Here is a 15,441-nt window from a genome sequence, read left to right as displayed (position 1 = left end):
GGATCACTGCACACAGGCGGACCGGGAACGACCGTGCCGCCCTGCGCGTCGAACCACTCGTGATCGACAGACTGCTCGCGGCTCAGGACGGCGTGGTCACGTCCGCACACGCTCGAGCTGCCGGCCTGAGCTCGGACGCTCTCGAACGACGAGTCCGCTCGGGACGGTGGCGACGGGTGAGTCCCGGCGTGTACGTCGCCCTCGACCGACCGTTCACCGACACAGCGCGGGTGCGGTGCGCAGTGTGGTCGACCACCAGCGGAGTGCTCACCGGGACGAGCGCCGCGTTCTGGTTGGGCCTGACGACGCATCTCCCGCCGCTGGTCGAGGTCACCGTTCCGCTCACCGCGTCGGGACGCCCCGCGCCGGGGGTTCGGTTGCGCCGCCGCACTCTCGACGCGGCAGACATCGTCGAGGTCCGCCGTGTCCGCGTCTCCGGTCTGGCGCTGACGGTGCTCGAGGCGTCGGTCGTTCTCGGCCAGGAGGTCATGGACCGGCAGCTGCAGCGGCACGCGACTCTTCTGGGCCTACGGCGGGCGCAGGACCGCAATCGCGGACGACACGGCAGCACGAAAGCAGAGCGATTATTGCGGGCGGCCGAGTCCGGCGCTCGATCGGAGGCGGAGCGGCTCGTTCTTCGCCTGCTCACCGCATCCGGGCTCCGCGGGTGGGTGGTGAACCATCCGTTCGGCGGGTACGTGCTCGACATCGCGTTCCCGTTGCAGCGCTTGGCGATCGAGATCGACGGGTGGGCATTCCACTCCGACAGCGCGGCCTTCCACCGTGACCGTATCCGGCAGAACGTGCTGAGCGCGTCGTGGACGGTGCTGCGCTACACCTGGCGCGACCTGACCGAGCGTCCCGGCGACGTGATCGCGGAGATCCGCGCGCTCGTCGATCGTGTGCAGTGATCCGCGGTATCCGCGGATCACTGCACACAAGCCAGCGCTACTCGGTGGGACGCGAGGACGACCAGCGTTCGCGGGCCGCGGTGGCCGAGGCGTCGTCGAGCTCACCGAACAGCCGCAGCCTCGACAGTCCACCGTCCGGGTAGACGTCCAGACGCAGGTGCGTCGCGGCAGGCGAGGTATCCAGGGCGAACCGGTGCCGCGTGTCCGGAGCGACGGCCGTTCGCGGTAGCAGTTCGTGCCACGCGCCCTCGTCGTGGACGTCGGCGGTGCGCGCGTCCACGGTGGTGACACGGACCCACCCGGGGGCATTGCCGACGTAGTAGCTCGTGTCCACCTCGAGGTGGCGGAGAACGCCGGCGGCCGCCATCGCGAACACCGCGAAGTCGTTGCCTCCGTGTCGTCGTCGCGCGTTCTCCCAGCCCTCACCCATGTTGCGGGCGCGGCCCGGCATGATGATGTTGGCCGGCGAGGAGTAGAACGCGTCGGAGCACTCCGTCAGGACAGCGCCGTTCTCCGCGGCGAGCAGGTCGACCGTCCCCGTCAGGAACCTCGGGTCCGGGACCACCTCGCCGTGCACCCGGAGTCGGGCCACGCCCCCGTCGGGAAAGATGTTGAGGCGCAGATGTGTCCACCGGTGGTGATCGTCGACGCTGTAGGCGTTCGCGGTGCCGCCGAGTGCCGGCGATCTCTCGACGAGGGTGTGCCAGTCGGCCTTCTCCAGCTCCTCGCTCGACGGGTGGCCCTCGACGCAGGCTCCGTCGACGGACACGAACGGCGGGTAGTTGCCGAGGAAGTGTGCCGTGTCGACGATGACGCCGTGCACGATGCCGGCGGCACCGAGTCGAACGATCGCCCAGTCGTGTCCGTCGTCCCGGCGGCGACGGGTCTCCCACCCGTCGTAGACCTTGCCCTTGTGCCCGAAGTCGTGGGGATCGAAGAACGGGGGTTCGGGCCGGATCAGGTTCTCCCGCTGGGCGAACAGTTCGTCGTTCGCCGCGCTGACGCTTCCTCCCAGGGCGCGGGAGGCGAGGTCGACATGGGCGGTGAACGCAGCGGTGGTCATGAAACTCCTTCGGTAAAATACGAGGTGGCGATGGTCGCGCCGATCCGCTGGAGCAGCGTCGGAGCGTGGCGCATCGACGCGGCAAGATCGGGTTCGAGATCGGCGAGCGAGTAGGAGCGGACGATGCCGTGGTCGAGTAGGCGATCGAGTGCGAGCGTGATTCGGCCGGCGACGGCGAAAACCGGGATGCCTTCGTCGCGGGCGACCTGGGCGACGCCGACCGGGACTTTGCCGTGCAGGCTCTGCTCGTCCAGTGATCCCTCACCGGTGACCACGAGGTCCGCCGACGCCAGCCGGCGACGGAAGTCGACCAGGTCGAGCACGGTGTCGATTCCGGACCGCACCGTCGCTCCGAGCACTGCCATCGCGCCGAAGGCAGTTCCGCCGGCTGCGCCCGCACCGGGCCGATCGGCGTGGGCAGCGCCCGCGACCTCCGCCCATCGCGTCATCGCCTGCTCGAGGACACGCACTGCGTCCGGGCCGGCGCCCTTCTGTGGTGCGTACACGGCGGTGGCGCCTGCCGGGCCGAGCAGTGGATTGTCGACGTCGCACGCGAGCTGGAAGGAGACGCCGGCCACCGCGGACGTCATCGCGTCGAGATCCAACGTCGCCGCCTCGCGCAACGCCGCACCGCCGCCGGTGATCTCACGGCCACGGGCGTCGAGGATGCGCACACCCAGTCCGCGGAGCATGCCGGCGCCGCCGTCGGTGGAGGCGCTGCCGCCCAGTCCGATGACGATGGTCCTGGCGCCGTCGCCGAGAGCGTGTAATACGACCGTCCCCAGTCCGAACGTGCTGGTTTCCAACGCGTTCGGGGCACCGCCGGGCAGTCGCGACAGTCCCACCGTCGACGCGAGTTCGACGACGGCGGTGGATCCCCGGCGCGCATACGAGGAGTCGACAGGCATGCCCGTCGGACCGGTCGTGGACACGGGCACGCGGTCCCACCCGGCGGCGACGGCGGCGTCGACCGTGCCGTCGCCGCCGTCCGCCACCGGCAGTCGCACGACGTCCCACGACGGTGCGGCGGTCGCGATGCCCTCGGCCAGGGCATCGGCGACCTCGATCGCCGTCGCCGACCCCTTGAACTTGTCGGGCGAGAGGAGAACGCGCGGCATCCTCAGTCCAACATCAGCAGTGCCGTGGGTGCATCGGCGGACGATCGCGCGAGATCCTCGAACTCGCCGACATTGTCCAGCTCGGTGCCCATCGCGATGTTCGTGACGCGCTCCAACACGATCTCGACGACGACGGGGACCTTGTGCTCGGCCGCCAGGGTGCGGGCCGAGGCGAGTGCGTCCGCGATCGCATCCGGGTCGGTGACGCGCAACGCCTTGCAGCCCAGCCCCTCCGCGACGGCGACATGATCGACGCCGTAGCCCTTGGGGATGCCCGGTTCACCGTCGACCGGGTCGTGGTGATTGATGTTGTCGAAACCGAGCTGCACACAGAAGTCCATGTCGAAGGCACGCTGGGCCTGTCGGATCAGACCGAGGTACGAATTGTTCACCAGCACGTGCACGTAGGGCAGGTTGAACTGCGCGCCGACGGCCAACTCCTCGATCATGAACTGGAAGTCGTAGTCGCCCGAGAGACCCACGACGGGGGTGCTCGGGTCCGCCGCGACCACACCGAGCGCGGCGGGGATCGTCCACCCCAGTGGACCGGCCTGGCCACAGTTGATCCAGTTGCGCGGCTCGTACACGTGCAGGAACTGCCCGCCGGCGATCTGCGACAAGCCGATCGTGGTGACGTAGCGGGTGTCGCGGCCGAAGACACGGTTCATCTCCTCGTACACCCGTTGCGGCTTGATCGGGACGTCGTCGAAGTGCGTGCGACGCTGCATGGTCCGCTTCCGCGTCGCGCACTCCTCCACCCAGCCCGTGAGGTCGCGGAGCGCACCGGCCGCGCGGCGGTCCCGTGCGACGGCGACGAACTGTTCCAGTGCTGCCGCCGCGTCCGAGATGATGCCGTAGTCGGGGGCGAACACCCGTCCGATCTGAGTCGGCTCGATGTCGACGTGGACGAACGTCCGCGTCCCGCGGTAGGTGTCCAGGCCACCGGTGTGCCGGTTGGCCCACCGGTTCCCGATGCCGATGACGAAGTCCGAGGCAAGCAGCGTCGCGTTGCCGTAACGGTGCGAGGTCTGCAGCCCCACCATGCCCGCGGCGAGACGATGATCGTCGGGAATAGTGCCCCAGCCCATCAGCGTGGGGATCACGGGGACGTTCAGGATCTCGGCCAACTCGACCAAGAGGTCCGATGCGTCGGCGTTGACGATGCCGCCGCCGGCGACGATCAACGGTCGCTCGGCGGCGAGCAGCATGTCGATCGCCTTTTCGGCTTGTGCCCGCGAGGCACGCGGCTTGTGCACCGGCAGTGACTGATACGTGTCGGGGTCGAACTCGATCTCGGCCATCTGCACGTCGATGGGCAGGTCGATCAGGACGGGACCGGGGCGCCCGGACCGCATCAGGTGGAACGCCTGCGCGAAAGCGCCGGGCACCTGCGCGGGCTCGAGGACCGTCATGGCCATCTTCGTCACCGGTGCGGCGATCGACGCGATGTCGACGGCCTGAAAGTCTTCCTTGTGCAGTCGGGCCACCGGTGCCTGGCCCGTGATGGCCAGTACGGGAACGGAATCCGCCATCGCGGAGTAGAGACCGGTGATCATGTCGGTGCCGGCCGGCCCGGAGGTGCCGATGCAGATGCCGATGTTGCCGGCCTTCGCTCGGGTGAATCCCTCCGCCATGTGTGACGCGCCTTCGACGTGGCGGGCCAGGACGTGCCGGATCCCGCCGTGCGCCCGCATGGCCGAGTAGAAGGGGTTGATCGCAGCGCCGGGGAGACCGAATGCTGTGGTTGCACCCTCGAGTTCGAGAATCTTCACCGCGGCGTCGGCCGCGCGCATGCGGGTCATCGGCTCGCCTTCCCGGACAGCTGCTCGACGCCGCGGAACAGGGCCGAGTGGTCGAGTCCGCCGTCACCGTTCGCGCGTGCCGACGCCATCAGTTGGGCGAGCAGGGCGCCCATCGGCGTGACGACACCCGCCTCGCGTGCCGCGGAGCCGACGATGCCGAGGTCCTTGTGGTGCAGGTCGATCCGGAACCCGGGCTCGAACGATCGGTCGAGCATCTTCTGTGCCTTCTGCTTCAGGACTGCCGATCCGGCGAGGCCGCCTCCCAGAACCTCGACGGCGGCGCGCATGTCGACGCCGTAGGCCTCGAGGAAGACGATCGCCTCCGCGAGCACCTGGATGTTGCCGGCCACGATCAATTGGTTGGCGGCCTTGACGGTCTGCCCGGAGCCGTTGGGTCCGACGTGGACGACGGTCGAGCCCACCACGTCGAGAATGGGCCTGGCCGACTCGACGTCCTCGGCGCTGCCGCCCACCATGATCGACAGGGCCCGGTTCTCGGCGCCGGCCTGACCGCCCGACACCGGCGCGTCGATGATGCGGAACCCTCGTGACCGGGCCTCCTGCGCCAGCGCGCTGGTGACGTCCGGTCGGATGCTGGAGAAGTCGATGATCAGGGCGTCTGCAGGTGCGTTGTCGAACACCCCGCCCTCGCCGGTGAGGACGTCCTGGACGTCGGGGGAGTCGGGCACCATGACCGCGATGACGTCCGCGCCGGTCACCGCCTTGGCGATCGACTCGGCCGCGGTGCCGCCGGCCTCGACCAGTGGTGCGGTGCGGTCGGGTGTGAGGTTGTACCCGACCACCTGATGGCCGGCCTGTGCGAGGTGGACGGCCATGGGGCTGCCCATGATGCCGAGTCCGATGAATGCGATGGTGCTCATGGCGGATCCTTACGTGGAGTGCGAGTGGGTGAGCCAGTCGAAGGCGGTGTCCCGAGCGGCCTTGTATTCGAGTCCGATGACACCGCGGTAGCCGTTCTCGGCGAGGCGCGCGAGGTGCGCGTCCAGATCGAGGGCGCCGCTGCCGGGTGCACCGCGACCGGGCGCGTCAGCAATTTGGACGTGTCCGATCAGGGCGGCCCGGGTGTCGATGACCGCGGCGACGTCGTCACCGTTGACGTCGAGGTGGTACAGGTCGGCGAGCAGTCGGAGCGAGTCGACGCCGCGGGCGGCGACCCGGTCGATCACGGCGACCGCGTCCGCGGCCGTCGTCAGCGGGTAGGCGGGAGCTCCGCTCACCGGCTCGATCAGGACGACTCCACCGAGTCGGGCGACGGCGGTGCCGGCGGCCACCAGGTTGTCGGTGCCGACGCGGTCCTGTTCGACGGGATCGACCCCCTCGAGCCGATTGCCGTAGAGCGCGTTGAACGCTCGGGTACCGAGTCGCTCACCGATTCCGACCGTGACGTCGATGTTGTCGCGGAACGCCGCGATCTGTGCCGGGTCTGACAGGATTCCCCGATCACCGGCCGGCATGTCGCCCGCGGCGAAGTTCAGCCCGGTCAGTCGGACCCCGGCATCCTCGACCGCGGTGACGAAGGCGTCCACCTCGCGGTCGGCGGGCACGGGAGAGGCGAAGGGCCACCAGAACTCGACGGCGTCGAAGCCGAGATCCCGAGCGAGCCGAGGGCGTTCGAGGAGGGGCACCTCGGTCAACAGGATCGAGCAGTTGACCGCGTACGTCCACGTCTCGCCGCCGCTCACGAGACGTCGCCGGACGACGGGGCGGTGAGCCCGCGATACCGCCGCCAGCTGCCGGCGGCGGTGATGTCCGTCAGGCCCGTGTGGTCGTCGAGCAGTATGCCGGGCCGAAGACCCACGGCGAGAACGGAATCACCGTTCTCGAGCTGCACGACCGTCAGTTCGAGCTCGGGTGGCTCGTCGGGCAGGAACCGAGCGCGGATGTCGTTCATCGGGACGTCGTACAGCTCACCCTCGATGGCGGCGCCGACGTTCGGGGCGAGCACCAGGGCCGGGAACTCGTCCCGTACCGAGTAGAAGCGGTAGTCGGGTGTGGTGCGCACGGTGCCGAGGAAGGTGTGGGCGGCGACGTTGTGGTGCAGAACGCCACCACGCATAGCGTCGCCGTTGCAGAAGAGTCGAGCCATCGAATGGACCTCCAGAATCCGTATTGTGGAATAATTATTCCGCGGATACGTCGAGTGTCACGGGTCACAGTGGGGATGTCAACTCCTGGACCGCGCCGTGCGAGGCGCTGCGGATCGAGGGTTGACAGCGCGTGTGACCGCTGTCACTCTTCGTTCTATGGAATTGCTGTTTCGCGATACGGAATCCAAGACCCCCGCGAATGACGGCGGAGAAGAGCACCTCCGACACTGCCTCGACATCCCCCGGTGGGGCCGGGCGCTGCTCGCGCTGACGCCCTTCGCGGACGAGAGATCGCTGCACACCGCGGTGATGTCGGTGGCCGCCCCGTTCACGCCCGCCGAGATCGACGGTGCGCTCCGGCACCATCCGCGCATCGGGGACCGGCCCGTCGGTGACGGCGCCGGCGCCGCGTTCGCACGCTCGGAGCAGTCCGGCGTGGACAGCTCCGATGCGCGGGTCGGCGCTCGGCTCGCCGCCGGCAACGAGGAGTACGAATCGCGATTCGGTCGGGTGTTCCTCGTCAGAGCGGCCGGCCGGAGTGCTGCCGACGTGCTCGCCGAGCTCGATCGGCGGCTGGGTCACGACGAGTCGACCGAACTCCGCGAGATCGAGGACGCTCTGCGTCAGATCGCCGCTGTGCGGCTCCTGGGACCGGGTGTCCTGTGACCGAGCCCGCTCACGTCACGACGCACGTACTCGATGCAGCCGATGGTGTTCCCGCACAGGGCGTGTCGGTGGTACTGGTGCGTGAACGCGACGGCGTGACGCTGGCCTCGCGCGTGACGGACGCGCAGGGGCGCATCACCGATCTCGGTCCCGCCCGCCTCGAACCGGGCGTCTACCGGCTGACCTTCGACACCGCGTCCTACTTCACGCGCGGGGGCCGTCCGACCTTCTATCCACGGATCGACATCGCCGTCGACATCCGTTCCGCCGACGAGCACTACCACGTACCGATCCTTCTCAGCCCGTTCGCGTACACGACCTATCGAGGGAGCTAGACATGAGCACGATCGTTCTCGGAGCCAACCAGTACGGCAAGGCCGAATGCCGCCTCGTGCGCATCGACAGGGAGACCCCGCGCCACCGCATCACCGACATCTCGGTCACGTCGCAGTTGCGAGGAGATCTGTCCGCGGCGCACACCGACGGCGACAACGGTCATGTCGTCGCGACCGACACACAGAAGAACACCGTGTACGCGTTCGCACGCCACGGGATCGGTGCCATCGAGGAGTTCGCACTGCGTCTCGGGCGGCACTTCACCACCGATTTCGACTGGATCACCGGCGGCCGCTGGGAGATAGAGCAGTACTCGTGGGACCGCATCCCGACGGGACCGGAAGGGCACGATCACTCCTTCGTCCGTGCCGGCGACGAGAAGCGCACCACCATCGTGACCGTGGACGGCGACGACACCTGGATCGTCTCGGGCCTCAGCGATCTTGTGGTGCTCAAGTCGACGGGCTCGGAGTTCTGGGGCTTCCCCACCGACAGATACACCACTCTGCAGGAGACGACGGATCGCATCCTCGCCACCTCGGTGAGTGCACGGTGGCGGTACCTCACCACCGAGCTCGATTTCGACAAGACGTTCACCGACGTCCGCTCCATCATGCTCGAGACCTTCGCGACGGTGCATTCACTGGGGTTGCAGCAGAGCCTGTTCCAGATGGGGACGAAAGTTCTGGAGGCGCATCCCGAGATCGGCGAGATCAGGTTCTCGATGCCCAACAAACACCACTTCCTCGTCGACCTGGAACCGTTCGGGCTCGACAACCCCGGCGAGGTGTTCTACGCCGCGGACCGGCCCTACGGGCTCATCGAGGCCACCGTCGAACGTGACGACGCCCCCGACGCCGGCCGGGCGTGGGACACCGTTCCCGGATTCTGCTAGGAGACGGCGATGACACGCGCAGCGCACGATCCCGCCCGCCCGGAGGACGAGCGGCTGAGTCTCGGCAAGACCTACGTCTACGGCCTGCAACACATCCTGACGATGTACGGCGGGGTCATCGCGCCTCCGCTCATCGTCGGCGGCGCCGCCGGTCTGTCCGGTACCGACATCGCGATCCTGGTGTCGGCGGCCCTGTTCGTCAGCGGCGCGGCGACTCTTTTGCAGACACTCGGGTTGCCGTTCGTGGGCGCCAAGCTACCTCTGGTGCAGGGCATCTCGTTCGCCTCCGTGTCCACGATGGTGGCCGTCGCGAGTGGGCCCGGTGGGCTGAACGCGGTGTTCGGCGCCATCATCGCCGCCGGTGCCATCGGCATCCTCGTCACACCGTTCTTCAGCAGGATCGTCCGCTTCTTCCCACCGGTGGTCACCGGCACCATCATCACGGTCATCGGAATCTCGTTGCTGCCCGTGGCCTGTCGGTGGGCCATGGGTGGGACGGAGTCCGCGCCGGACTGGGGGTCGACCTCGAACATCGGGTTGGCCGGTGTCAGTCTCCTCGTCGTCCTCGTCGTCAGCCGGTTCGCGCAGGGCACATTGTCGCGCCTGTCCATCCTGATCGGCATCGTCGTCGGCACAATTGTCGCGTCGCTCGTCGGCGAGGCCGACTTCGGTGACGTGGGCACGGGCGCGATCTTCAGTCTCCCGGAGCCGTTCGCCTTCGGGACGCCCGTCTTCCAGATCGGGGCGATCATCTCGATGGTCGTGGTCATCCTGGTGATCATGACCGAGACGACGGCCGACATCCTCGCGGTGGGCGAGATCGTCGGCACCGACGTCGATTCCCGCCGCGTCGGGGACGGTCTCCGGGCCGACATGCTCGCCACCACCGTTGCCCCGATCTTCGGAACGTTCCCCGCGAGTGCCTTCGCACAGAACGTCGGCCTCGTGGCGGTGACGGGCATCAAGAGCAGGTTCGTGGTCGCCGCCGGTGGATCGGTACTGCTGGTGCTGGGGTTGTTTCCCGTCCTCGGACGTCTCGTCGCCGCGGTACCACTGCCCGTGCTGGGCGGCGCCGGCATCGTGTTGTTCGGTTCGGTGGCGGCGAGCGGCATTCGCACCCTGTCGAAGGTCGACTTCGACGGCAACCTGAATCTCGTGATCGTGGCCGTGGCCATCGGATTCGGCGTGCTTCCCATCGCCGTGCCCGGATTCTGGTCGGCGTTCCCGGAGTGGGTGCACGTGGTGTTCGACTCGGGAATCAGCGCGGCGAGCATCGTCGCGGTGATCCTCAACATCTTCTTCAACGAGATCACTGCCGGTCGACGGTCGTCGCCGTCGGTGGTCGCAGCGGCACCACCCATCGTGGTCGAGCGAAGGGAATGAGCCGTTTCTTCCGCCTGGTGGAATAGGCTCGGCGGCATGGAGTCCAGTGGCGGCGTGCAGTCGGTCGAGCGCGCGTTCGACCTTCTCGAGATCATGGCCGGTGCGGGCGGGTCGGTCGGTGTCAGCGAGCTGGCCGAGGCGGCCGAGCTGCCGATGCCGACCATCCACCGTCTGCTCAAGACCCTGGTGGCGCTGGGATACGCACGCCGACTCCCGTCGCGCCGGTACGCCCTGGGGACACGGCTCATCGCCCTCGGTGAGCGATCCGCCAAGCTCATCGGCTCGTGGGCTCGTCCCTATCTGGCGGAGCTCGTGTCGATCACGCACGAGACGTCCAACATGGCGTTCCTCGAGGACGACATGGCCGTGTACGTCGCGCAGGTGCCGTCCGAGCATGCGATGCGCATGTTCAACGAGGTGGGTCAGCGCGTGTTCCCGCACAGCACCGGGGTGGGGAAGGCGTTGCTCGCGCAGTTGCCCGACGAGGAGGTGCTCGCACTGCTCGCCCGGACGGGGATGGCGCCGAAGACGGTGAACACCCACACCACACCCGCGGCGCTCCTCGCAGATCTCGCCGTGATCCGCGAGCGCGGGTATTCAGTGGACGAGGGGGAGCAGGAGGTGGGGGTGCGGTGCTTCGCGGTTCCGGTGATCGGCGCCCCGACACTCACCGCGATCTCGATCGCGGGCCCGTCCGCCCGCGTCACCCCCGACACCGCGAACGACTATGTGCCACTGCTCGTCTCGGCCGCCGAACGACTGGCGAAGGACCTGGCCGCGGACGGTCTCGGTCGCCGCTGACTAGACTCGATCCATGGCTGAACTGTGGGTCGATCGCACCGGGACACGTCGTTACACCGGCAAGAGTTCGCGCGGTGCCGAAGTGCTCATCGGGTCCGAGGACGTCGAGGGTGTCTTCACTCCCGGTGAGCTGCTCAAGATCGCTCTCGCGGCGTGCACGGGCATGAGCTCCGACCGTCCCCTCGCCCGCCGACTCGGTGACGACTACGACGCGACCGTCCGGGTGTCGGGCGTCGCCGATCGTGACGAGGAGCGCTACCCGCGGCTCGAGGAGGTGCTGACGGTCGACCTCAGCGCCCTCGATCCGGAGGCCAGGGAACGGTTGCTCACCGTCGTCACCAAGGCAGTCGACAAGGTGTGCACGGTGGGGCGCACGTTGAAGGCGGGCACCGAGGTGGACCTCCGTATCGAGGTCGAGGAGTGACGGCAGTCGACCTCGAACGGCTGAGCGCGTGGGTCCACGGCAGTGTCCAGGGCGTCGGTTTCCGCTGGTGGACGCGGTCGCGCGCGTTGGAACTCGGGCTCGTCGGATCAGCGACCAACACGTCCGACGGCCGGGTGCACGTGGTCGCCGAGGGAGATCGAGCTGATCTCGAGGCGCTGCTCGCCGCTCTGCGATCGGGTGACACCCCGGGCTCGGTGACCACCGTGGTGGACAACTGGGAATCCGCGCGCGGCGGACTCGACGGGTTCGTCGAACGCTGAGAGAGCAGGGCTGGGTAGTCTGAACCGCCATGCACCTCAAGAGTCTGACGCTGAAGGGCTTCAAGTCCTTCGCCTCGGCGACGACTCTGCGTTTCGAGCCCGGCATCACCTGCGTGGTGGGGCCCAACGGATCGGGCAAGTCGAATGTCGTCGACGCGCTGACCTGGGTCATGGGGGAGCAGGGCGCGAAGGCGCTGCGCGGCGGCAAGATGGAGGACGTCATCTTCGCCGGCACGTCCGGCCGCGCCCCGCTGGGCCGGGCCGAGGTGACGCTGACCATCGACAACAGCGACGGCGCGCTGCCGATCGACTACTCCGAGGTCTCGATCACCCGCCGCATGTTCCGCGACGGTGCCGGCGAGTACGAGATCAACGGCAGCTCGTGCCGACTGATGGACGTCCAGGAACTGCTCAGCGACTCGGGTATCGGCCGTGAGATGCACGTCATCGTCGGTCAGGGTCGGCTCGCCGCCATTCTCGAGTCGCGGCCGGAGGACCGTCGCGCCTTCATCGAGGAGGCCGCCGGCGTCCTCAAGCACCGCAAGCGCAAAGAGAAGGCCGTCCGCAAGCTCGACTCCATGCAGGCCAACCTCGCGCGTCTGACGGACCTCACCACAGAACTGCGTCGGCAGCTCAAGCCCCTGGGCCGACAGGCCGAGGTGGCCCGGCGCGCGCAGACCGTGCAGGCGGACCTCCGCGACGCGCGCCTGCGCATCGCCGCCGACGATCTGGTGACACGCCGGACCGAACTGGCGGAACAGTCGCACGACGAGACGAAGGCTCGCGAGGAGTACGCCGCTGTCCAGGACGCGTTGGCCGAGGGCGAGGCGGTGCTGGCCGAGGGCGAGCAGGACCTCGCGCGACTCACCCCGAGCGCGGAGGCGGCGGCGCAGACGTGGTTCCAGCTGTCCGCTCTCGCCGAGCGTGTCGGCGCCACCGTACGCATCGCGACCGAGCGGGCACGTCACCTCGGTGACGAGCCGGAGGACCGCCGCGGTCCCGACCCGGACGAGCTCGAGCAGCGTGCGGACCGGGTCGCCGAGGAGGAGCTGCAGCTGACCGAGGCGGTGGAGTTCGCGCGCGCCACCCTCGATGCCGCGAGGGAGCAGCTCGCGGAACGGGAAGCGGCCGCGGCGGACGCGGAGCGCGCCCACGCCGCTGCCGTGCGCGCCGTCGCCGACCGCAGGGAGGGCCTCGCGCGGCTCTCCGGTCAGGTGGACGGGCTGCGCGCTCGGGCCGAGTCGTACGACACGGAGGTGGCCCGTCTCGCGACCGCGATCGAGGACGCGAGGCACCGCGGCGACGCCGCACAGGCCGAGTTCGACATCGTCCAGGAGAAGGTCGGCGAACTCGACGCCGGTGAGGCGGGACTGGACTCGCAGCACGAGAATGCTGTCGAGGCACTGGCCATCGCTGACGCCCGCGTCGCGGAACTGCAGACGGGAGAACGGGAGTCGAGCCAGCGAGTGGCATCGCTGCGCGCCCGGATCGACGCTCTCACGATGAACCTGGAACGCGGCGACGGCGGTGCGTGGCTGGGGGAGAAGCAACAGCACGGCGTCGTCGGCAGGTTGGGCGATCACCTCTCCGTGCGGCCGGGCTACGAGGTGGCGGTGGCCGTGGCGCTGGGAGCCGCGGCCGACGCCGTGGTGGTCTCGTCGGTCGAGAACGCCCGCGAGGCGGTGTCGGCGCTCAAGAGCGAGGACGCCGGCCGCGCGGCGATCGTCTACCCCACGGGCGCGGCGTCCGAGGAGCGGAGGATCGGCTCCGGCACCTCGATCCTGTCGGTGATCGAGGCGTCCGAGTCGGCGCGCGGCGCGCTCGCCTCGTTGTTGGCGGGCACCAGCGTCGTCGACACGCTGGAGGAGGCCACCGCCCTGGTCGAGGACAGCGCCGACGTGCGCGTCGTGACACGCGGCGGCGACCTGGTGGGGCGCGGGTGGATCACCGGTGGGTCGGACCGCCGACCCAGCACGCTCGAGGTGCAGGCGGCCATCGACGAGTCGGTGACCGAACTGGCGGCGACGGAGCGTCGGACCGAGGAACTCGCCGCGGCGCTGTCCGGGGCGCTCGCCGAACAGGCGGACCGCCGGGAGGCCGCCGATCAGGCGTTGGCCGCGCTCACGGAGTCCGACGCCGCGATGTCCGCGGTGTACGAGCAACTCGGCCGACTGGGCCAGGTCGCCCGTGTCGCGCATGCCGAGTCGACCCGGCTGCAGTCCCAGCGCGAACGGGCCGAGCATCAGCGGGACGAGGCGGTGACCGCGCTCGCCGAACTGGAGGAGCGCGTGCGCCGGGCCGAGGACGACCAGGGCGGCGACGCCGACGGGGACGGTGAGGCGGAGGAGTGGGCGCGGGCCCGCGAGGACGCTGCCGCAGCGGTCACCGAGGTGCGGTCCGTCGAGGTCGACGCCAGATTGTCCCTACGCACCGCCGAGGAGCGCGCCGACTCGGTCCGCGGCAAGGCCGACCAGCTCCGTCGGCAGGCACGGATGGAACGAGAAGGCCGTGCGCGGGCCGAGCGGGCACGGGCACGCCGCGTGCAGTCCGCTGCGGTGGCCGCCGCGGTCGCCGAGGCCGGGACTCGTGTCGCCGGACGGCTGGAGCGCGTCGTGGCGGACGCTGCCGTGCGCCGCGACGAACTGGCTCGCCGTCGTTCCGGCCGAGCGGCCGAGCTGGACCGGACGCGGGAACAGGTTCGCGCCCTCGCCGCGCGCGCCACGCAGTTGACCGACGCGGTGCACCGCGACGAGGTGGCCAAGGCGCAGGCGGTGCTCCGCATCGAGCAGCTCGAACAGAACGTGGTGGAGCAGTTCTCCATCGCGCCCGACGACCTGATCGCCGAGTACGGACCCGACGTCACGCTGCCGCCGACCGACCTCGAGATGGCGGAGTACGAGCAGGCGAAGGAACGCGGCGAGCAGGTGGTGGCCCCGGCCCCGATGCCGTTCGACCGCGCGGAGCAGGAGCGCCGGGTCAAGCGTGCGGAGAAGGACCTCGCGACGCTGGGCAAGGTCAACCCGCTGGCTCTCGAGGAGTTCGCCGCCCTGGAGGAGCGCTACAACTTCCTGTCCACCCAGCTCGAGGACGTGAAGTCGGCGCGCAAGGATCTGTTGGGCGTGGTCGCGGACGTCGACGCCCGCATCCTGCAGGTGTTCACCGAGGCCTACGCCGACGTCGAGCGCGAGTTCGTCGGCGTCTTCGCCAAGCTCTTCCCGGGCGGTGAGGGCCGACTGGTACTGACCGACCCCTCGGACATGCTCACCACCGGCATCGAGGTCGAGGCCCGTCCGCCGGGCAAGAAGGTCAAGAGGTTGTCGCTGCTGTCCGGCGGCGAGAAGTCGCTCACCGCGGTCGCGATGCTCGTCGCCATCTTCCGGGCCCGGCCGTCCCCGTTCTACGTCATGGACGAGGTCGAGGCGGCGCTGGACGACACGAACCTCCGTCGCCTCATCGGCCTGTTCGAGCAGCTGCGGGAGAAGTCGCAGCTCATCGTCATCACGCACCAGAAACCCACCATGGAGGTGGCCGACGCGCTGTACGGCGTGAGCATGCGCGGCGACGGCATCACGACGGTGATCTCGCAGCGGTTGCCCAAGCGTGCCGTCCTCGAGCCTGCGGGGGAGGTGGCGACTCCCGAGCCACCGTCCTGA

The 15,441-nt window shown here is 69.2% G+C and carries 15 protein-coding genes; 9 read left to right on the top strand and 6 right to left on the bottom strand.

Going from position 1 to position 15,441, the window contains the following annotated elements; genetic code table 11:
• The first annotated feature begins 59 nt into the window (after positions 1 to 59).
• Positions 60 to 911 (top strand): type IV toxin-antitoxin system AbiEi family antitoxin domain-containing protein, encoded by an 852-nt coding sequence (locus QRN16_RS06785; protein WP_285185207.1) that lies wholly within the window; start codon positions 60 to 62, stop codon positions 909 to 911.
• Positions 912 to 948: 37 nt separating this feature from the next.
• Here QRN16_RS06785 and alc read toward each other — a convergent pair whose 3' ends face one another.
• The 6 genes from alc to QRN16_RS06755 are packed head-to-tail and all read right to left on the bottom strand — an operon-like array spanning position 949 to position 7,001.
• A complete protein-coding gene (gene alc / locus QRN16_RS06780; RefSeq protein ID WP_285185205.1) occupies positions 949 to 1,974 on the bottom strand; it encodes an allantoicase in 1,026 nt (341 codons plus the stop codon).
• Entirely contained in the window at positions 1,971 to 3,092 is a 1,122-nt protein-coding gene (locus QRN16_RS06775) for a glycerate kinase (protein WP_285185203.1), read from the bottom strand. The genes alc and QRN16_RS06775 overlap by 4 nt, the downstream gene beginning before the upstream one ends.
• 2 nt (positions 3,093 to 3,094) lie before the next feature.
• Positions 3,095 to 4,894, bottom strand: coding sequence for a glyoxylate carboligase (gcl, locus tag QRN16_RS06770; protein ID WP_222637732.1), 1,800 nt, complete (start codon positions 4,892 to 4,894; stop codon positions 3,095 to 3,097).
• The gene (locus tag QRN16_RS06765; RefSeq protein ID WP_222637731.1) at positions 4,891 to 5,775 is read right to left on the bottom strand and encodes a 2-hydroxy-3-oxopropionate reductase; all 885 of its coding nucleotides are present in this window, start codon (positions 5,773 to 5,775) and stop codon (positions 4,891 to 4,893) included. Before QRN16_RS06765 ends, gcl begins: the two co-directional genes overlap by 4 nt.
• Before the next feature lie 9 nt (positions 5,776 to 5,784).
• Positions 5,785 to 6,597 carry a hydroxypyruvate isomerase family protein gene (locus tag QRN16_RS06760; protein ID WP_285185197.1) on the bottom strand — a complete coding sequence of 271 codons (813 nt, stop codon included), beginning with the start codon at positions 6,595 to 6,597 and terminating at the stop codon, positions 5,785 to 5,787.
• Positions 6,594 to 7,001 (bottom strand): allophanate hydrolase-related protein, encoded by a 408-nt coding sequence (locus QRN16_RS06755; RefSeq protein ID WP_285185194.1) that lies wholly within the window; start codon positions 6,999 to 7,001, stop codon positions 6,594 to 6,596. Before QRN16_RS06755 ends, QRN16_RS06760 begins: the two co-directional genes overlap by 4 nt.
• A gap of 157 nt (positions 7,002 to 7,158) precedes the next feature.
• On the opposite strand from QRN16_RS06755, the gene uraD reads away from it, so the two are divergent.
• From uraD to smc, 8 genes are read left to right on the top strand one after another with little or no spacing between them, the layout of a single operon-like run.
• On the top strand, positions 7,159 to 7,668 hold the full coding sequence (uraD, locus tag QRN16_RS06750; protein WP_222649219.1) for a 2-oxo-4-hydroxy-4-carboxy-5-ureidoimidazoline decarboxylase: 510 nt from the start codon (positions 7,159 to 7,161) through the stop codon (positions 7,666 to 7,668).
• Positions 7,665 to 8,003 (top strand): hydroxyisourate hydrolase, encoded by a 339-nt coding sequence (uraH, locus tag QRN16_RS06745; RefSeq protein ID WP_027505001.1) that lies wholly within the window; start codon positions 7,665 to 7,667, stop codon positions 8,001 to 8,003. The genes uraD and uraH overlap by 4 nt, the downstream gene beginning before the upstream one ends.
• A 2-nt stretch (positions 8,004 to 8,005) precedes the next feature.
• Positions 8,006 to 8,899 (top strand): factor-independent urate hydroxylase, encoded by an 894-nt coding sequence (gene pucL, locus QRN16_RS06740; protein ID WP_204867885.1) that lies wholly within the window; start codon positions 8,006 to 8,008, stop codon positions 8,897 to 8,899.
• 9 nt (positions 8,900 to 8,908) lie between these two features.
• Positions 8,909 to 10,282, top strand: coding sequence for a nucleobase:cation symporter-2 family protein (locus QRN16_RS06735; RefSeq protein ID WP_285185186.1), 1,374 nt, complete (start codon positions 8,909 to 8,911; stop codon positions 10,280 to 10,282).
• Between the two features lie 36 nt (positions 10,283 to 10,318).
• The gene (locus QRN16_RS06730; RefSeq protein WP_027505003.1) at positions 10,319 to 11,083 is read left to right on the top strand and encodes an IclR family transcriptional regulator; all 765 of its coding nucleotides are present in this window, start codon (positions 10,319 to 10,321) and stop codon (positions 11,081 to 11,083) included.
• A gap of 13 nt (positions 11,084 to 11,096) precedes the next feature.
• Positions 11,097 to 11,507, top strand: coding sequence for an OsmC family protein (locus QRN16_RS06725; protein ID WP_027505004.1), 411 nt, complete (start codon positions 11,097 to 11,099; stop codon positions 11,505 to 11,507).
• Entirely contained in the window at positions 11,504 to 11,788 is a 285-nt protein-coding gene (locus tag QRN16_RS06720; RefSeq protein ID WP_027505005.1) for an acylphosphatase, read from the top strand. Before QRN16_RS06725 ends, QRN16_RS06720 begins: the two co-directional genes overlap by 4 nt.
• A 29-nt stretch (positions 11,789 to 11,817) precedes the next feature.
• Positions 11,818 to 15,441 (top strand): chromosome segregation protein SMC, encoded by a 3,624-nt coding sequence (smc, locus tag QRN16_RS06715; RefSeq protein WP_285185182.1) that lies wholly within the window; start codon positions 11,818 to 11,820, stop codon positions 15,439 to 15,441.

Source organism: Rhodococcus sp. MEB041 (assembly GCF_030208955.1).
Classification (GTDB): domain Bacteria; phylum Actinomycetota; class Actinomycetes; order Mycobacteriales; family Mycobacteriaceae; genus Rhodococcoides.
This window is presented reverse-complemented; position numbering and strand designations above follow the sequence as displayed.